The 17,840-nt window shown below is 38.4% G+C and carries 20 protein-coding genes; 15 read left to right on the top strand and 5 right to left on the bottom strand.

All coding sequences use genetic code 11. From position 1 onward, the window contains the following. Window positions 1-226: 226 nt before the first annotated feature. Window positions 227-673, top strand: a complete 447-nt coding sequence (locus CBM15_RS01990; RefSeq protein WP_014824582.1) for a MarR family winged helix-turn-helix transcriptional regulator — start codon at window positions 227-229, stop codon at window positions 671-673. Between the two features lie 44 nt (window positions 674-717). Here the strand turns inward: CBM15_RS01990 and CBM15_RS01985 are convergent, their stop codons facing one another. The 3 genes from CBM15_RS01985 to CBM15_RS01975 form a co-directional block, all read right to left on the bottom strand. After that, window positions 718-1,446, bottom strand: coding sequence for a chemotaxis protein (locus CBM15_RS01985; protein ID WP_087615529.1), 729 nt, complete (start codon window positions 1,444-1,446; stop codon window positions 718-720). Between the two features lie 63 nt (window positions 1,447-1,509). Beyond that, window positions 1,510-2,121 carry a CPBP family intramembrane glutamic endopeptidase gene (locus tag CBM15_RS01980; protein ID WP_008403510.1) on the bottom strand — a complete coding sequence of 204 codons (612 nt, stop codon included), beginning with the start codon at window positions 2,119-2,121 and terminating at the stop codon, window positions 1,510-1,512. An 85-nt stretch (window positions 2,122-2,206) separates the two neighbouring features. Next, window positions 2,207-2,392 carry a YkvS family protein gene (locus CBM15_RS01975; protein ID WP_008403508.1) on the bottom strand — a complete coding sequence of 62 codons (186 nt, stop codon included), beginning with the start codon at window positions 2,390-2,392 and terminating at the stop codon, window positions 2,207-2,209. Between the two features lie 184 nt (window positions 2,393-2,576). Here CBM15_RS01975 and CBM15_RS01970 point away from each other — a divergent pair, with 184 nt between their 5' ends. The 12 genes from CBM15_RS01970 (at window position 2,577) to CBM15_RS01915 (ending at window position 14,091) form a co-directional block, all read left to right on the top strand. Continuing rightward, window positions 2,577-2,765, top strand: a complete 189-nt coding sequence (locus CBM15_RS01970; protein ID WP_008403507.1) for a hypothetical protein — start codon at window positions 2,577-2,579, stop codon at window positions 2,763-2,765. Between the two features lie 90 nt (window positions 2,766-2,855). Next, on the top strand, window positions 2,856-3,041 hold the full coding sequence (locus tag CBM15_RS01965; protein ID WP_008403505.1) for an aspartyl-phosphate phosphatase Spo0E family protein: 186 nt from the start codon (window positions 2,856-2,858) through the stop codon (window positions 3,039-3,041). 348 nt (window positions 3,042-3,389) lie between these two features. Further along, a complete protein-coding gene (locus CBM15_RS01960; RefSeq protein ID WP_087615528.1) occupies window positions 3,390-4,256 on the top strand; it encodes an NAD(P)-dependent oxidoreductase in 867 nt (288 codons plus the stop codon). Window positions 4,257-4,349: 93 nt separating this feature from the next. Further along, window positions 4,350-5,255 carry a chemotaxis protein gene (locus tag CBM15_RS01955; RefSeq protein WP_087615527.1) on the top strand — a complete coding sequence of 302 codons (906 nt, stop codon included), beginning with the start codon at window positions 4,350-4,352 and terminating at the stop codon, window positions 5,253-5,255. 189 nt (window positions 5,256-5,444) lie between these two features. Further along, window positions 5,445-6,986: a Ppx/GppA family phosphatase gene (locus CBM15_RS01950; RefSeq protein ID WP_087615526.1), complete on the top strand. Its 1,542-nt coding sequence runs from the start codon at window positions 5,445-5,447 to the stop codon at window positions 6,984-6,986. Window position 6,987: 1 nt separating this feature from the next. Further along, window positions 6,988-9,162: an RNA degradosome polyphosphate kinase gene (locus CBM15_RS01945; RefSeq protein ID WP_087615525.1), complete on the top strand. Its 2,175-nt coding sequence runs from the start codon at window positions 6,988-6,990 to the stop codon at window positions 9,160-9,162. A 285-nt stretch (window positions 9,163-9,447) separates the two neighbouring features. Further along, the gene (gene fadH / locus CBM15_RS01940) at window positions 9,448-10,215 is read left to right on the top strand and encodes a 2,4-dienoyl-CoA reductase (protein ID WP_087615524.1); all 768 of its coding nucleotides are present in this window, start codon (window positions 9,448-9,450) and stop codon (window positions 10,213-10,215) included. Window positions 10,216-10,255: 40 nt separating this feature from the next. Further along, window positions 10,256-10,534 carry a hypothetical protein gene (locus tag CBM15_RS01935; RefSeq protein WP_008403499.1) on the top strand — a complete coding sequence of 93 codons (279 nt, stop codon included), beginning with the start codon at window positions 10,256-10,258 and terminating at the stop codon, window positions 10,532-10,534. Between the two features lie 214 nt (window positions 10,535-10,748). Beyond that, window positions 10,749-11,192 carry a cyclic-di-AMP-binding protein CbpB gene (gene cbpB, locus CBM15_RS01930; RefSeq protein ID WP_008403498.1) on the top strand — a complete coding sequence of 148 codons (444 nt, stop codon included), beginning with the start codon at window positions 10,749-10,751 and terminating at the stop codon, window positions 11,190-11,192. Window positions 11,193-11,265: 73 nt separating this feature from the next. After that, entirely contained in the window at window positions 11,266-12,165 is a 900-nt protein-coding gene (locus CBM15_RS01925; protein ID WP_087615523.1) for a LysR family transcriptional regulator, read from the top strand. A 75-nt stretch (window positions 12,166-12,240) separates the two neighbouring features. After that, on the top strand, window positions 12,241-12,954 hold the full coding sequence (dapD, locus tag CBM15_RS01920) for a 2,3,4,5-tetrahydropyridine-2,6-dicarboxylate N-acetyltransferase (protein ID WP_008403496.1): 714 nt from the start codon (window positions 12,241-12,243) through the stop codon (window positions 12,952-12,954). A gap of 15 nt (window positions 12,955-12,969) precedes the next feature. Then, the gene (locus CBM15_RS01915) at window positions 12,970-14,091 is read left to right on the top strand and encodes an N-acetyldiaminopimelate deacetylase (RefSeq protein ID WP_087615522.1); all 1,122 of its coding nucleotides are present in this window, start codon (window positions 12,970-12,972) and stop codon (window positions 14,089-14,091) included. Between the two features lie 264 nt (window positions 14,092-14,355). Here CBM15_RS01915 and CBM15_RS01910 read toward each other — a convergent pair whose 3' ends face one another. Together CBM15_RS01910 and CBM15_RS01905 are read right to left on the bottom strand one after the other, a co-directional pair. Then, window positions 14,356-15,543: an MFS transporter gene (locus tag CBM15_RS01910; protein ID WP_087615521.1), complete on the bottom strand. Its 1,188-nt coding sequence runs from the start codon at window positions 15,541-15,543 to the stop codon at window positions 14,356-14,358. Window positions 15,544-15,724: 181 nt separating this feature from the next. Then, window positions 15,725-16,654, bottom strand: coding sequence for a DsbA family protein (locus CBM15_RS01905; protein ID WP_087615520.1), 930 nt, complete (start codon window positions 16,652-16,654; stop codon window positions 15,725-15,727). A gap of 141 nt (window positions 16,655-16,795) precedes the next feature. Here CBM15_RS01905 and CBM15_RS01900 point away from each other — a divergent pair, with 141 nt between their 5' ends. Both CBM15_RS01900 and CBM15_RS01895 read left to right on the top strand, forming a co-directional pair. After that, window positions 16,796-17,356: a TetR family transcriptional regulator gene (locus CBM15_RS01900; RefSeq protein WP_087615519.1), complete on the top strand. Its 561-nt coding sequence runs from the start codon at window positions 16,796-16,798 to the stop codon at window positions 17,354-17,356. A 14-nt stretch (window positions 17,357-17,370) separates the two neighbouring features. Beyond that, the gene (locus tag CBM15_RS01895; RefSeq protein WP_087615518.1) at window positions 17,371-17,832 is read left to right on the top strand and encodes an 8-oxo-dGTP diphosphatase; all 462 of its coding nucleotides are present in this window, start codon (window positions 17,371-17,373) and stop codon (window positions 17,830-17,832) included. The last annotated feature ends 8 nt before the right edge of the window (window positions 17,833-17,840 follow it).

Here is a 17,840-nt window from a genome sequence, read left to right as displayed (position 1 = left end):
AATCAGTGTAAGAGCACCGCTTCCATGAAGTAATGAATGAGTATTTAATCTCGTGTGAGCCAAGCTTCTTGCAGATGTCACAGATTACTAAAGAGGATTTAAAGAGGAAGTTAGCTTAAAGTGTTCCATTATGGACAACAGAAGTCTGTCCCGTCTTGTGGGCCTCCTTAAATCCTACGCAATTGCGCATAGCGTAATTGATTATTTAAAATAGAGGATGGTTTTTATGGCTTCAGAGGAAGTAAAGCAATCGTTGAAATTATTTATCGTTTTATCAAGAGCACATAAAGCGATAAGTGAAGCTACGAATCAATTTATACAAACAAATGGTTTGAATCCCACAGAATTCGCAGTTTTAGAGCTTTTATATCATAAAGGTCGCCAGCCACTGCAGCAAATCGGGAACAAAATTCTGTTAGCAAGCGGATCAATTACTTACGTAGTTGATAAGTTGGAAAAACGGAATTTTTTAGCGCGTGTTTCGTGCCCAACCGATCGTCGTGTCACATATGCGGAAATTACCGATCTTGGTTCCGAATTTATGGACAAGCTGTTTCCAGAGCATGAACAGAAAATTCATGAACTTTTAGGAGCATTATCAGCCGAAGAAAAACAGACAGCAATAGAGTTATTAAAAAAATTAGGATTATCTATTAAAGATTTATCCTATTAATCAAGAAAAGGACGCCCAAAATTTACGGGCGTCCTTTTTGCTCATTATTGAATTGTTAAGCCCATTTGTAAAAAGGCATCTGTTAAGTCTGCTTGGACATTATCGTAAATTGTTAACGTAACAAACAGGTTTTCGCGCTCAATTACAACTTTTACAACCTTTTCATCTTCTAATAAAGCTTCATATCCAACAATATTTAAAATTTCCTCACGCTCTGACAAAGTTGAAGCTAAATCCAGATCTTTCGTGTTCTCAGGAGCAATGGCAGAAATTGTTTCCTTTGCAGATTCTTTTAACTGATCAAAAGTTACATCTTCTTTTTTTACAACTTCAATCTGCATTGACGTTGCTTCATCAGCATTATTTAATAAACTGTCGACACCTGGTTCTTCTGAAGTCAGTGTATAGTTTTCTAAATGTTGAATCGTATAATTCATTTCATCACTTTTTGAAGTTACTACTTTTTCTTCAAACGCCTGGCCATTTGAAATGTATGTCAATGTAGTAGTATCACTTTTATCTTCTTGTTCAGTTTTTGTTTCTTCTGATGACTCAGTAGTTTCCTCTTGCTGAGCTGAAGAAGATTCATCGGCCTCGCTTGTCTCGCTCGTTTCGTTTGTTTCTTGTTCTTCCTCATTTTGCACTTCTTCTGTTTCAGTAGGCTCTTCTTTTGCTGCGTTTGTTGTTGTAGGCTCGTCCGTATCCGTATTACAAGCTGCTAAAAATGCAGATAAAATAACTACGGCACCGACTTGATAAATTGTTTTCTTCATATGGATCCCCCTTTAACATGTATAGACGAAAATTTAGAAAGATAAGTTTCTGCTTTAATTGTATCAGAATAATGGTAAAACTAAAAATAATAGTAAAACAAAGACAATATGGGTAACGATAATTAACGGTAAACTTTTTTTCCATTCATATAACGCTCCCCAAAGCAAACCAGCGATAATAGCTGCAAGTGCACCTGGCAGGAACCCGCTAATTGCTAGAGACAGTGAAAATAGCATAGAAGTGATTACGACAGCCCAGAAAGGCGTTGTGTATTGTTTTAACTGCTGCTGAACATAGCCTCGCCAAAACATTTCTTCTCCTACAACTACGATAAAAATGAGCATTAAATAATGGAAAATATTCTGTGGACCATATACATCTAAAAATTTCGATATATCCTTTGATGCGTTTTTATCGAGATAAGGCATTATCATATAACCGAGTTTTACAATTCCATACGTAATTGTCCCGTACCCAATTCCGTATATCAAATATTGCCATGTCGGAATACGGTCTTCAAATTTACCTGCCACTAAGCTGATGGCAATTCCAACTAGTAAGGTAAAGGCATATAAATACCAGAATATCGTCTTTTCATAAAATGTAAAAAACATCATGCTGAAAATAAAAACTAATGCCAGAAGGAGTGTAATGATTTGTTTTTTGTTTTTCAATAGCTTCAACCTCCCCTTACGTATCGTAACAAAAATTACCCTTTTTATCATCATCTCAATGTTAAAAAGGGTAATTTGCATTAAATTATTCGTTATTAGCTAATATTTTATACCGTTTGTGATTAACAACTGTTTTTTCTTCCATTTCTAAATCATGAAAATTATCCATAATCGTTATATCAACGATAACGGAATTCTCATTCACTTTTTCAACGACTCCTTTTAAGCCGTCTTTAAACTCGATTATATTTCCAACTTCCGCAATTTTCATACACAGTCAGTCCCTTCATCGACTACTAATTAACAGTTTGCTTGAAATTATACTACAAAATTCAATTAGTTTGAATAATTTTATTAATTTACTAGGATATATTTGGAATATATTTAATTTTCCTTTTCAATTAATAGTCTGATATATTGGATTTATACATATAAAAATGGAAAGAGGGTTACATATGACAGACTATAAAACCGTTCTCGATCAATTGCGCAATGGCGAATTACAATCTGTGATTATAAAGAAAGAGGAATTTCTTCAGTTTCGTGAACACCTTATTAAGGATGAACAATTTAAAAACTTCCGTGGTGAGGCAAAACAAGGTGGGGATGTAGTGTATACATTTTCGGAAAATTCAAGAGCGTAATTATTGTCGAATTTTGAATGATGAATTTTTTGTAAGAAAATTACAAAATGGGTATAATAATGGTAAATGGCTAAAAAAGGAGGAAACAGTTTGGGTAGACCTATCTCGAATGAGGCACTACTATTGGAAATTGAAGAAAAGCGCAAACAAATGATTCAATCAGGTTTAGAAAATGGTTTACGAAGTGCTAAAACGATACAGCTAAGCGTCCAAGTAGACAATCTAATGAATGCTTTTAATCAATCGAGAAGTGCACATCTGTTATTTAAACATTAAATTGAAAAAAATTATAAATTTTATGTTTAAAACAGTGATGAGAAGGGAAGAGTAATTTTGAACACAGCAACATTCTCATTTCCCCCTTTAGAGTAGAAGCGGACCAACGCTACTGCTCTCTTTTTTTATATATGCAGGAAATTTTAATTTATTCATTCATTTTCTTAAATCCAACTAATAAAATAAATCTTTAGAAGATCGTTCTTTAAGGAGAGGCCACTCCTATGGGATAAGCATATTGGAAACTATCCTAGTGAGGGTATTATTTTTAGAATTATTAAAAAACACTGACATTGAAGTTCTCCCTGAGTTTGTTAAAATAAAAGAAAATACTAAAGGGGCATACATATGGAATCAAAAAAAATAGGGTTTATCGGTACAGGTGTAATGGGAGCAAGCATTGTTATGCATTTGCTGAATGCCGGACATGATGTAACAATTTATACAAGAACTAAAAGCAAAGCGGCAGATCTTATTTCTGCAGGCGCGAAATGGGCGGAAACACCAGCAGAAGCAAGTAAAGAGCAGGAGATTATCTTTACAATGGTTGGCTACCCAAAAGATGTTGAAGAAGTTTACATTGGTGAGAAAGGTATTTTTTCTGCTGCGAAAGAAGGTGCAATTGTCATCGATATGACGACATCTGAACCGACGCTTGCGAAAAAGCTTTATCATGAAGCAAGGGAACGTGGTTTGCATAGTCTTGATGCACCTGTATCTGGTGGAGATATTGGTGCAAAAAATGGTACATTATCGCTTATGATTGGCGGCGATAAAGATGTATTTGAAAAACTGCATCCCATTTTCGAACTGTTTGGACAAAATATTGTTTACCAAGGTGTTGCAGGCAGCGGGCAACATACGAAAATGTGCAATCAGATTGCGATCGCATCCGGCATGATCGGTGTTTGCGAATCGATGGCTTATGGTTTAAAAGCTGGGTTGACGATGGAGGAAGTTCTTCGTTCGATTACAGCAGGGGCAGCAGGGTCCTGGTCGCTATCCAATCTTGCTCCACGTATGTTGAAGGGGAATCTGGAGCCTGGCTTTTACATTAAACATATTATTAAAGATATAAAGATTGCGCTTGATGAAGCAGAGCGTATGAATCTCCAATTACCAGGCTTAACTTTAGCGAAATCTATGTACGATCAGTTACTTGCAGAAGGCTATGGGGACAATGGGACACAAGCATTAATCAAGTGTTATGAATAAGTACAAAGGGCACAATAATAGATAGTAGTTAAATAGTTCTTATGATACAATGGGATTATTGTAAGCGTGGCAGTTTGGAAGGAGAGACAAGTAGTGGAAAATCAGAAAGGAATTTTACTAGAAAGTGGAACAAATGAGCTTGAGATTGTTGAATTTGAGGTTGCGAATAATAAGTTCGGTATAAATGTAATTAAAGTAAAAGAGATTATTCAGCCAATACCAGTGACATTTATTCCACATGTACATCCCCATGTTGAAGGTATTATTCAATTACGTGGGGAAGTATTGCCGGTTGTAGATATGTTAAAAGTATTAGGGATCCCTACAGAAAACCGAAACCCACAGCAAAAATACATCGTGGCAGAATTTAATAAGCAACGTGTTGTATTCCATGTGGATAATGTTACACAAATTCACCGTATTTCCTGGGATCAGATTGAAAAACCTTCAGATATGTATCAAGGCGGATCATCTCAGGTGATTGGCGTCATCAAGTCTCAAGATGAAATGATTCTACTACTGGACTTTGAACGAATCATGGTTGACATTAATCCTGAATCCAGCATAAGTGTGGACGATGTTAAAAAGCTTGGCAAGCGTGAACGTACCGAAAAAAAAGTAATTATTGCGGAAGATTCGCCATTATTGCGCAAACTGTTATTCGATACGATGAATGAAGCAGGCTATGCAAATACGGAGTTTTTTGAAAACGGCCGTGATGCATACGATTATCTGGAAGCGCTGGCTAAAGCAGATAAACAGATCGAAAACCATGTACAGCTCGTGATTACAGATATTGAAATGCCCCAAATGGACGGTCATCACTTAACTAAGAAAATTAAATCACATCCTGATCTTAAAAAACTTCCGGTCATTATTTTCTCAAGTCTAATTACCGAAGATTTACGTCATAAAGGTGAACAGGTAGGAGCGGAAGAGCAAATTTCGAAACCTGAAATTGCGGAATTAATTTTACAGATGGATAAGTTGATTCTGTAAAAAAACTTATCTAATAATTGATGCATCGTTTTAAATTGTATAGAATAATGGGAAAGCCGGATACTTGAAAAAGTAATTCCGGCTTTTTTGTAAATTGAAAATGAAATGATGTATTATGCAAATTTTCTTGAAGGCGCTTAAAAGAGTGTAATCGAATACACAGGTATTCAGAAGGAAGTGAAGCGTATTATGAAAAAAATTAAGACAGCCATCATTGATATTGGTTCTAACACGATTCGACTTGTACTATATTCCTATAATAAAAACGAAGGGCTAAAGGAATTTGGAAATATTAAAACCGTTGCACGCCTGCGCACATACTTATTGCCAAACGGAGAAATGTCCGAAGAGGGCATTCAGCTACTTGGTGAGACGTTAAGATCGTTCCGCTTAATATTGGCGGACTATCATGTAACAGACGTAAAAGCGGCCGCAACTGCTGCCGTACGACAAGCGATCAATAATGATAAAATCATCGCTCGTATGAAAGAAGAAACAGGTATTCTGATTGATATTTTAACGGAAGAAGAAGAGGCATACTACGGCTTTGTTGCAGTAGCCCATTCAATGGATACCCCGTCTGCAGTAACGATAGATATTGGCGGTGGTTCAACTGAAATTACATTATTCATCAATAAAAAACTCCAAAAAACAATCAGTTTTCCATTCGGTACGGTTTCCTTAAAGCAAAAGTTTGTAAGCGGTCCGATTATTGATAAAATCGAACGTGAAAAGCTGCGTACGTTTGTAAAGGAACAATTTTCCTCACTAAAATGGATAGTTGATGTAGGATTACCGGTTATTGCAATTGGAGGAAGTGCACGCAATATCGCCCAAGTTCATCAGCAAAAAGTAGGCTATCCGCTATCGGGTGTTCATCAATACGAAATGACTGTGAGCGACTTACAACAACTGCGCGACTATTTGACGGAATTTTCGTACGACAGTTTGAGGCAGCTAGATGGTCTTTCGTCAGACCGGGCAGATATTATCGTTCCGGCATTGGAAGTATTTATGGCGCTTCTGTCTACTGTAAATTCGAATTCTTTCCAGGTCAGTAAAAAAGGGTTGCGGGAAGGGCTCATTATTAGCCGTGTCTTACAAGGGAATCCCCAGGCCTATGATAAATACAATGTTTTTGAAGAAAGTGGCCGGCAGCTTGCATTAGCTTACGGACGTACGGAGGAAGAAGTACAAACACTTGAATCTTTGACAGAGCAGCTATACCGGGGCTGCATTAATTTAAAGCTATTTGAATATAGTGAAGTAGATTTACAGCTATTAAAGAAAGCCGCAAAAGTTTATGGAATCGGAGAATATATTGAGCTGGATTCCTCCAGCCAGCATACATTTTATTTAATTTCCAATCAATCAATACCGGGCTTGTCCCATATTGACCGGGTTAAACTGGCACTGCTGGCATCGTATAAAAATCGTGACTACTTTTTGCGTTTCGCACGACCATTCGATTCATGGATTTCAAAAGAAGAATTCAAAAAGCTGCGTGATTTTGGCGCAATTTTAAAATTTGTTTACGCCTTAAATATGACAAAGCGCAATGTTGTAAAAAATATTGCGCTTGAAAAAGTAAACAATCATTTTCAAATAGAAGTACTGACTTCTGAACGGGCAATAGCGGAACTGGCTCAGGCAGAAAAACAAAAAAAGCATATTGAACGTGTTTTCAAAGGCGAGGTAAAACTTAAGTTCAACGAAGAAAGGCAGGGTTGATATGACAATGAATATGGAAAAGGATCCGTTTTTTGATCCGGAACATGAGGAATTCGAAAATAGTATAAGTTACAGCAACGAGCTGCTTGAGGAAATCGCAAAGCCCCAGTACTACAATAACCGTGAACTGAGCTGGCTCGCTTTTAATGAACGGGTATTGGAAGAAGCGGAAGATACAAATAACCCATTGTTGGAACGGATGAAATTTTTGGCAATATTCAGTTCCAATTTGGATGAATTTTTTATGGTCCGGGTTGCGGGTTTGCAAGACCAAATTCGTGCTGGCTATCATAAACCCGAAAATAAATCGGGTTTAACACCGAAAGAGCAGCTTGCTAAAATTGCTGAACGTACTCAAGCATTAGTAAGACGCCAAACAGAAGTATATCGCCATTTAGTGCATGAACTTTTACCGAAAGAAAGCGTGCATATACTTGATTTGAAAATGCTGAATGAGCAAGAAAAAAGTTATATTAACGAATTTTTTGAAGAAACGATTTTTCCTGTCCTTACACCTGTTGCGGTCGATGCCTACCGTCCGTTTCCTACATTATTAGGCCGTACACTCAATTTATTTGTCATGCTGGAAAACAGCAATGAGGATTTAGAAAATACTATGGATAAGGTCGCAATTGTTCAAGTGCCTTCTGTATTGAATCGTTTTATTAAAATACCATCAAAAAGCAAGGAAACGTTGTTTGTATTATTGGAAGATGTCATTTCAAGTAATATCGACCGTTTATTTTTAGGTTATAAAGTGAAATCGACACAAGCTTTCCGGTTAACGAGAAATGCAGATTTGACCATTCATGAGGAAGGTGCCCAAGACCTGTTAGTTGAAATTGAAAAGGAGCTGAAAAAGCGCAAATGGGGCGTCGGTTCACGTTTGGAAGTGCGAGACGGTGAGATGAATGACGACGTGCTGGATTATTTACTAAATGAATTTGAACTGGGAGAGTCCGATGTTTTCAAAATTGATGGCCCGCTCGACTTAACGGCAATGTTCGGTTTTGTCAAAGAGATTTCCGTAGGGCGGGAACATTTGGAATATGAAAGTTTTATTCCGCAGCCGCCTCATGATTTACAGTCGGATGAAAATATTTTTGAAAAAGCGTTAACCCAAGATATATTTGTCCATCATCCTTACGAATCATTTGGACCGATTGTTGATTTTATTGCAGAAGCAGCAGAAGATCCGAGCGTTTTGGCCATTAAGCAAACGCTATACAGGGTAAGCGGAAATTCGCCGATTATTCAAGCTTTAAAGCAGGCGGCGGAGAATGGGAAACAGGTGACGGTTTTAGTAGAGTTAAAAGCACGCTTTGATGAGGAAAATAATGTGCATTGGGCGAAACAGCTTGAACAAGCAGGTTGCCTCGTCATTTATGGGATGAATAATTTAAAAACCCATTCGAAAATTACACTAGTTGTGCGCCGACGCAATGGGAAAATTGAACGCTTTGTTCATTTGGGGACGGGCAATTACAATGATGCTACGGCAAAGATTTATACGGATATGGGGATTATTACATCGCATAAGGAATTCGGAATTGATGCGACAAACTTCTTTAATTATTTAAGCGGTTATACTGAAAAACCTGAATTTCATCATATTGTAGTCGCGCCTTTTGATATTCGGGATGAATTCCTAGATTTAATCGATAAGGAAATTGCGTTACATAAAAAATATGGAAACGGGTTTATCCGGGCAAAAATGAATTCCTTAACCGACAAGGAATTAATGATGAAACTGTATGAAGCGTCGATTGCAGGGGTTAAAATCGAGCTGATTATTCGTGGTATTTGCTGTCTGCGTCCAGGCATCCCGGGGATTTCAGAAAATATAACTGTTTTGAGCATTGTTGGCCGTTTCCTGGAGCATTCCCGGATTTTCTGGTTCCATCATAACGGGGAGGATAATCTATACTTATCTTCTGCAGATATGATGACCCGGAATATGATTAAACGTGTGGAGATACTATTTCCCATTTATTCACCGGAAATAAAATACCGGATCAAGCGTATTATGCTGCTCCAAATTAAAGATAATCAAAAAGTGCGCATTCAGGATTCCAATGGAAAATACCACTATAAAGAAGGCCATCAAAGTGATCTTCGAATCAACAGTCAGGAAATCTTTTTAGCTGAATCACTCGGTCCGATTATTGAAGAATAGTAGAAAAATTAAAGCTATGGACGAAATGTTCATAGCTTTTTAATTTTGCCTAGAGCTTGGCTAGGGACTGTCGGATTTTATTAGAACAATTGTGTAGGATATTAGAATAAAGAACTGTGATTATCGCTCACTCCATTCCCTTTGAAAAAGAAAAAACACTATAAAATCAGTTGAAATTCCGTGTAAGTGAGAAATATTTTATATTTTAGTATTTATTTCCCTCCTGTTATAGTAAACTCTATTTATGAATGGCTGTTCATTTTATATGCAAAGGGGATGTATGGAATGTTACAAGGCAAAACGATTATTATTACAGGCGGCTCTAGCGGGATGGGGCTTGGTATGGCAAAGCAGTTCGTGAAAGAAGGAGCAAATGTTGTCATTACCGGGCGTGACTTAGAGCGTTTGGCCAATGCAAAGAAGGAAATCGAGGAATTTGGGTCTTCAATCGAAACATTTCAAATGGATGTCCGCGAACCGGAACATGCTCAGGCAATGGTTGCATATGCAGCTGAAAAATTTGGTCAAGTAGATGGCTTAGTGAACAATGCGGCAGGGAACTTTTTAGTGCATGCAGAAAAATTGTCGCCGAATGGATGGAAGGCCGTTATTGATATTGTATTGAATGGAACATTTTATTGTACTTCTGCAATTGGTCGCTATTGGATAGAAAACGGCATAAAAGGTTCGATTATCAATATGGTAGCTACATACGCTTGGGGCGCAGGAGCAGGTGTCATTCATTCAGCTGCTGCGAAAGCCGGCGTGCTCTCGTTGACACGTTCGCTTGCGGTTGAATGGGGCGGTCAATATGGCATTCGCGTAAATGCCGTTGCACCAGGGCCAATTGAGCGTACAGGCGGAGCAGACAAACTATGGGAATCAGAAGAACAAGCGAAACGCACATTGGATTCTGTTCCGTTAAAGCGTCTTGGCACACCTGAGGAAATAGCTGATCTAGCTGCATTTATGCTATCGGATAAGGCTAGCTATTTAAACGGGGAATGTATTACCTTAGATGGCGGACAATGGCTAAATCAGCATCCGTTCTAACTTTGTCAAATGATATCAAAAAAGAATAAATTCCAAATTATTGCTGCATACTATCGCTAACTGTTTAAAGGAGGCGATTGCAATCGGAATTTGGCTTTATCCAACAATTTTTGTTGTCATCCTACTATGTTTTATAGGTTATTATCTAACGGTACGTGTTGGACATAATATAGAGGACAGCGGTCAGGAACGTGATTCGGAAGTGCCTGAAGAAATTCAGGAGCATCCTTTCCTTCTTAATCCGATCATTTTATCGTATGCAGTTTTTGGCACATTTACGGGTATCATAATTTTTTATTATTGGGCAAGGGGTTACTGAAATTAATGCATAATGGGACGAATTTTCTCGTCTTATTATGCTTTTTCTTTTGCAATCATAGGCGCCTTTCATAGTCAGAAAAATGCTCGATATGGTATTATAGAGATTAGAGAAACTGTTTTGTCGAATGACAGAGCAAAGAATAACGGCAGTAAGTTTCGGCTTTTTTTGTATGGTGCTGCCCGTTATTAGCGGGATAAAGGAGTAGAATGTCATGATTTCAACGAACAACAGAGCTTTACTAGATATGCCTATAAAAGATTTTATTATTTCATCTGAGAAGGTAGCCCATGTACAAAGTGGAAATAACGCTGAACATGCATTATTAGTTTTAACAAAAACGGGGTATTCTTCTATTCCTGTACTTGATGTCAAGTATCGTTTAAAAGGTTTGTTAAGTACCAAAATGATAACGGAGTCTATTTTAGGCTTAGAGCGAATTGAATATGATAGATTAGCAGACATTCGTGTGGATGAGGTCATGAATCAGGAAGTTGTATATTTAAAAATTACGGATACATTCCAACGTGCACTCGATCTAGTAATTAACCATGCCTTTTTATGTGTAGTCGATGAAGAAGGCACATTTGTCGGTATTATGACGCGAAGAATTATTTTAAAACAATTAAAGAAATATATTTACCAACACAACGCTTAAAATAAAAGTCGACAAAGTCCTAAAGGGATTTTGTCGTTTTTTTAACCGTTCGGTCGGAAAGGGAGGATTGTCAGTGACAATAACAGAAGCAGAAATTATTAAAGTGTTGGCAGAGGAAGGAAATATGCGAAAAGCGGCAGAGCGCCTTTTTTTAACGCAGCCGGCACTGTCACAGCGACTTCAATCAATCGAAAAAGAGTGGGGCGTACAATTGTTTATTCGTTCCCAGAAAGGATTAACACCAACTCCCGCGGGTGAACTGGTCATTCAATATTCGAACGATTTGCTTGTGAAGCGTGAAGAAATTTTTGAAACGATTCATTCGTTAAATACAAAAGTGCACGGCACATTGAAAATTGCCTGTGCATCAATTGTCGGTCAAAATTGGCTTCCGAAAGTATTAAAAGACTATGTAACAAAATATCCGGATACGAAAATATCTTTAATTACTGGATGGAGCTCGGAAATCATTAAAGCCCTGTATGATGGGGAAGCGCATATTGGCATCGTCCGCGGGCAGGCAGAATGGAAGGGGAAGAAAATTCATTTGTTCCGCGATACAATGTATTTAGTTGATAAAGAAATTCAGGATATGGAAGATATATTGACATCAGACCGTCCATTTATCCAATTTAAAAGTGATTCGAATTATTATCAGGAAATTCAGCAGTGGTGGCAACGTCATTTTAACTACAATCCAAGACACCAAATTATTGTGGATCAAATTGAGACATGCAAGCAGATGGCGGTAAATGGTATCGGATATGCGATTTTACCATCCATTACGCTAAACGGTGAGGAAAATGTTCATAAAATACCATTGGCGAATAATGGAAACGACGATGGACTAACACGGGATACATGGCTGATCGGATATGAATCAACATTCGAATTACGCCAAGTGGAGGCTTTTGTCGATTTAGTACAGGACCATGCACGCTGTCTGTATGATTATTCAAGCGAAACGAACTAAAAAATAGTTTTAATATTACTGAAAATTTAGTACAATTATTCATGTTAAAAAATCTAACACGCAGCGGGGTGTCATATGGAAAAGTTAAATGCACAGCAAATTATTGATTTTATTTCAGAAGCGAAAAAGGTTACACCAGTAAAAGTTTATGTAAAGGGAATTGGTGTTGCGGATTTATCATTTGGTACCGAAAGCAAAGTGTTTGGTGAAGGTAATAATGCGGTAGTGTTTGGCGAATGGTCGGAAATTGAAGCATCGTTGAAAAAATATGCAGATCTTATTGAAGACTATGTAGTAGAAAGTGATCGCCGTCATTCAGGTGTACCGCTTTTGGATACAAAAAAAGTAAATGCGCGAATCGAGCCAGGTGCGATTATCCGTGATCAAGTTACAATCGGTGACAATGCAGTCATTATGATGGGTGCCATTATTAATATTGGTGCTGAAATTGGTGCAAAATCAATGATTGATATGGGCGCGGTATTAGGTGGTCGTGCAACAGTAGGAGAAAATTGCCATATTGGTGCAGGGACGGTTCTTGCAGGTGTAGTTGAACCACCGAGTGCGTTGCCGGTTGTTGTGGAAGATGATGTTGTCATCGGTGCAAATGCTGTTGTATTGGAAGGTGTTCGCATTGGTAAAGGCGCGGTAGTAGCGGCCGGAGCAATCGTTATTAAAGATGTTGAGCCATATACAGTCGTTGCAGGCGTACCAGCTCGTCAAATTAAAGTATTGGATGAAAAAACAAAGTCGAAAACAGAAATTATCGATTCATTGCGTAATCTATAAAAAGGCGGGAACGACATGAGGCATCTTATTGAAGTAAGACGAGACCTACATAAAATTCCTGAAGTAGGCTTTAATGAATTTAAAACACAAAGCTATTTACTCCAATTCATATCAAATCTTGATCAGCAGCATTTGCAAATAACGACTTGGAAAACAGGTATTGTTGTATTGATAAAAGGCACGAATCCGTCAAAGTTGATCGGTTGGCGTACAGATATAGACGCGCTTCCTGTACAAGAAGAGACGGAACTCCCATTTGAATCGGAAGTTGCCGGGTTTATGCACGCTTGTGGTCATGATTGTCATATGGCCATTGCGCTTGGCCTTGTCGAGACGTTTTCAAAACAGCCGCCTGTTCACAATGTCGTTGTCTACTTTCAGCCAGCCGAAGAAGGTCCGGGTGGAGCAGAGCCGATGCTGGAATGGCTAAAAGAAGAACAGCCACATCTTGTAGCAGATGAGATTTATGCATTGCATATTGCCCCGGAATATCCGGTAGGTACGATCGCAACGAGACCAGGACTGCTGTTCGCCAATACTTCCGAGCTGTTTATTGACTTGAAAGGGATTGGCGGACATGCAGCCTATCCACATAAAACGAGAGATATGACCATTGCAGCAGCCAATTTAGTTATGCAGCTGCAAACAATTATTAGCCGGAATGTTGATCCATTGGATAGTGCGGTCATTACAATCGGGAAAATGACTTCCGGTACGGTTCAAAATGTCATCGCGGAAAATGCGCGTCTTGAAGGTACCATTCGGACGTTGAATGCACAGGCGATGGCAGAGGTAAAACGACGTATTGAAGCAATCTGTAAAGGCATTGAAGCCGCATTTGAATGCGCTATCGCAATCGATTACGGCTCGATGTATTATGAGGTAAATAATAATGCGAATCGTGCCAATGCGCTTCTGGAGTTTGCTGAACAGTTTGACGGGACAACCGCTTATGAATGTCCTGCTGCAATGACAGGGGAAGATTTTGGCTATTTCATTAAGGACTTGCCAGGTGCTATGTTCTGGACAGGAGCCAATTCCAGCTACGGCCTCCACCATGCAAAAATGGCACCGGATGAGTCGCTCATTCCCCTTAATTGCCGCTTCGTCGAACAATTTATCCGCCAACTTGTTTAACATATGAAAAGAGGTTGGGACAGAAGTAGAAATTCCATTAAATAAGTATATAATCTTTATTAAGGAACGGATATTTTATAAAATTGATTGGAATGGAGGGCGACTCCTGCGGGAATAGCGTGACGCCTGAGACTACAGGCTCAGGCCACGCCCGCGGAAAGCGTCCCGAAATGGAAATCAATTTTTAAGCTCATCAAAAAATTGCCATTTTTCTCTCAGAGAAAAATGGCAATTTTGGGTTATGTCCCACCCTCTTTTTGATTTTTAAGAAGCAGCTTTCATTAAATGGGGTGCTTTTTTGACTGTCCATGAATAGGCAAGCATGAAGCAGCCGACAAGTACACAAGTACCTAAAATGTATGGCGAATCAGGGTTCCAGTCAAATAGTACACCGGCAAGTGCTGGACCAAACATATTACCAAGACTCATATAAGCGTTGTTCATACCGGCAGCAAAGCCTTGCTCATTACCAGCAAGCTTAGAAATGAGCGTATTTACTGCAGGACGTATAAATGTTGTGGCAATCGAGAACAGTGTAGCGACAACTAAAATGATGAAGAAGCCACTAATGTAAATAACGAGCAGCATCATTGCGGCCGCCAACAATAAGTTGACTAAAATAACCTTCATTTCCCCGAAGCGTTTAAACAATTTGTTCACGACAAACATTTGCAGCACTACCCCCGCAAACCCTCCGACTGTTAAAATTATGGCGATTTCTGATGGAGAATAACCGAATTTATGGTCTAAATAAAGTGTTAAAGTTGCTTGGAAATTGGAAATACCAAAACTGAATGTAAAGACGATGATTAAAAAGACAAAATAAGATGTCTTCACGGACTTGGCCAATTGCCTTGCCAATTTTTCCCTTGGTGCGATAACCTCACGAACATTTTTTATATTAGGTAAGTAGATGGCAGATAAAATGGCTGCAATATATGCTACGATCCCCGCTAAATAGAAAGGAAACGTCAGGTTGACTTCAGCTAGAAATCCGCCGATACCCGGACCGACCATAAAGCCTAAAGACATCGCAGCACCGATCATGCCCATCCCTTTTCCACGTTCTTCATACGTCGTAATATCAGCTACAAATGCCATTATCGGAGCCATAATAAATGCCGCACCTGTTCCGCTTAAAAATCTCGCTAAAAACAATATCCATACTTCCGAAGCGAGACCGAATAATATTTGCGCAGAACCATAGACAATTAGCCCGCAAATAATAAACATTTTTCGTCCGTGACGGTCGGATAAGTCTCCTGCAATCGGAGAAAATAAGAACTGTGCGAGTGCGAAGCCTGCAACTAAGAAGCCCAGCACCTGCCCACCGACACCAAATACTTGTAAATAGGAAGGCATAACAGGAACAATAATCCCGATACCGCCCATTGTAATGAACATATTAAACATTAATAAATAAAGCGCTAACTTATTGGATTTTTCTGTCATATAATGCCAGCCTTCCTTTTAGATAATTCGATAATAGAAATATATATTTATAATGAATATCATACTCTAAAATTTTTGAAATTGCATTTATTCATACCGAATATAATTCCCATTTTATGATTACGAGTAAACCCCCTGCACATAATTCATTTGTGCAGGGGGTTCACTATTCCGAATTAATTTATTTATTCGATGCAACTAAATATGTTTCGCCAAGAATTTCTTTTAACTCGTATTGATCTGCAGAAAGTTGCTGTTCAATAAAAGAATGAACATCCGATTTATCTAAATCGTACATCACTTCAATTTCTTTAGAAAATATCATTTTTTCTGTTTCTAGAAACGCTAGTAAGGATGGCTGTTCTGCTGGTCGAAGTTCTTCTGTATTAATAACTTGTTTTAAGCCGTCAATATACGCCTGTAATGGCTGACCACCAACAATTTTAACTCCTTTATTTTCCTTATTCACTATGATGATCGTTGGGAATCCTCTAACACCGAGTGTTTTAACAAGGTCAAAATCTTCATTTAATAATTGTTGTCCCATCGGTTGCTCTGCTTCGCTTACAATTATTTCACCATCAAGGCCAACCTGATTGACAAGCTCCACTAAAACGGACCTTTCAGAAATATTCTCGTTAAATACAAAAAGGGCTTCTCTTGCACGACGCAAATATTCAGATGCGATTTTCTCGTTATAATTTTTCTGAAGTATTTTAAAAACATGAGATGGCGGATAGGATGATTGAACAGGATTGTCCACCATTAAAGATCCATCAATCGGCATTCTTGAATACTGGCCTACTTCACGCCAATGCCCTGCAACGTCAGCTGGCTTATATATACCGTTTGCACGATCAATTGGTCCATCATGCCATTTTTCCAGTAAGCCGCCCATTACTGTATGGAAGTTGAAATGTTTCCCGTACTGTTTCACAAAACGGCCGATTACAGGTTCAATTGCCCAGCAATGTGAGCAAATAGGGTCCGTTACATAATAAAGATCAACGGATCTTTCTGTTTTGTTAAAATCAATTAGTTCCAATTCATTTTCTTGGACAACACCACAAACCCCTGTCTCTAAATCGCAAACCATATTATTTTTTTTCACTGTCTATTCCTCCCTCAAGTGATATCTTTGTTCTATAATGAATTGTAAAAGATACTCAATACATTGAATACCAATAGTTCCGGAGATATGTTGTATATTCAACACATTCGGCAATCTGTATAAAAAGTAGGAGGGATAACAATGAAGGAAGTAAAAGTAGACCCTAGAATACGCCGTACACGTAAACTGATCATGGATGCTTTTATAGAACTTTCAAGTCAGAAGGAATTTAAGGATATAACGGTGAAGGATATTACAGCTGAAGCTATGATTAACCGTGCCACTTTCTATTATCATTTTGAAGATATTTATGATCTGTTGGATAAATCATTATCAGAAGTACTGTTAGTTAATTTAGATTGTGATACGTACAAAAGCAGTGAATTAAATGAAGAAGTATTAAGCAGTATTTTCAAAGTGATTACCGGTTTCCAAATGTCACTATCTACTCGCTGCCATCGGGGGTATGAAGATACGATTGCTCGAATTATCAGGGAACAGCTTGAAATTATTTTTTATCAAATGCTCCTTAAACAGTGTGCCAATGAAGATGTGCAAGCATTAAAGCTTACAGCAATCATGTTGAGCTGGGGGATATACGGAGCTTCTGTGGAGTGGAAAAGAAGCGGTGAAGAAGTTGAACCGGAAACCTATATTCAATCAGTAATACCATATATCATGTCCGGAATTAGGGGCATGTGAAAGGGGAGGTATGGATGAATTATAAATTTTGGACTGTAGTAATGATACAAAAAGAGGATCGAGTGTTATTGCTCAACCGCCAGCATGATCATTTCAAAGGCTATATTCCACCGGGAGGTAAAGTGGACTTTCCTGAAGGCTTTGCTGAAGGGGCAATCCGGGAAGTAAAAGAAGAGACGGGGCTGGATGTACAGTCTTTAGCGTTTAAAGGAATCTCCCATTATACAAATCCGGAACTGCACGATCATTTTATTATTTATAACTATTGGACGGATCATTTTACGGGCGAAGTTTTAGGCTCCTGCAATGAAGGGGAGCTGGAGTGGGTAAAAATAAGCGAAGCCAAGAATTACCCGATGCAGGAAGACATTCAAGTGCGCTTCGATTTATTCTTTGAGCCAGGGACATTTGAAATTCATACAATGTGGGATGAACGAAACAATCAAATCGATAAGCGTATCATACATAAGCTATAAAAAAGCGT

Origin of the sequence: Solibacillus kalamii, from assembly GCF_002174535.1 — a bacterium.
Classification (GTDB): Bacteria; Bacillota; Bacilli; order Bacillales_A; family Planococcaceae; genus Solibacillus; species Solibacillus silvestris.
This window is presented reverse-complemented; position numbering and strand designations above follow the sequence as displayed.

Bases quoted from the DNA above. Each gene is read 5' to 3' on its own strand.
- CBM15_RS01960 (WP_087615528.1), top strand. From the start codon at position 3,390: ATGGAATCAAAAAAAATAGGGTTTATCGGTACAGGTGTAATGGGAGCA.
- CBM15_RS01975 (WP_008403508.1), bottom strand. From the start codon at position 2,392: ATGAAAATTGCGGAAGTTGGAAATATAATCGAGTTTAAAGACGGCTTA.
- CBM15_RS01895 (WP_087615518.1), top strand. From the start codon at position 17,371: ATGAATTATAAATTTTGGACTGTAGTAATGATACAAAAAGAGGATCGA.
- CBM15_RS01970 (WP_008403507.1), top strand. From the start codon at position 2,577: ATGACAGACTATAAAACCGTTCTCGATCAATTGCGCAATGGCGAATTA.
- CBM15_RS01945 (WP_087615525.1), top strand. From the start codon at position 6,988: ATGACAATGAATATGGAAAAGGATCCGTTTTTTGATCCGGAACATGAG.
- CBM15_RS01950 (WP_087615526.1), top strand. From the start codon at position 5,445: ATGAAAAAAATTAAGACAGCCATCATTGATATTGGTTCTAACACGATT.
- CBM15_RS01985 (WP_087615529.1), bottom strand. From the start codon at position 1,446: ATGAAGAAAACAATTTATCAAGTCGGTGCCGTAGTTATTTTATCTGCA.
- cbpB (WP_008403498.1), top strand. From the start codon at position 10,749: ATGATTTCAACGAACAACAGAGCTTTACTAGATATGCCTATAAAAGAT.
- dapD (WP_008403496.1), top strand. From the start codon at position 12,241: ATGGAAAAGTTAAATGCACAGCAAATTATTGATTTTATTTCAGAAGCG.
- fadH (WP_087615524.1), top strand. From the start codon at position 9,448: ATGTTACAAGGCAAAACGATTATTATTACAGGCGGCTCTAGCGGGATG.
- CBM15_RS01915 (WP_087615522.1), top strand. From the start codon at position 12,970: ATGAGGCATCTTATTGAAGTAAGACGAGACCTACATAAAATTCCTGAA.
- CBM15_RS01990 (WP_014824582.1), top strand. From the start codon at position 227: ATGGCTTCAGAGGAAGTAAAGCAATCGTTGAAATTATTTATCGTTTTA.
- CBM15_RS01900 (WP_087615519.1), top strand. From the start codon at position 16,796: ATGAAGGAAGTAAAAGTAGACCCTAGAATACGCCGTACACGTAAACTG.
- CBM15_RS01910 (WP_087615521.1), bottom strand. From the start codon at position 15,543: ATGACAGAAAAATCCAATAAGTTAGCGCTTTATTTATTAATGTTTAAT.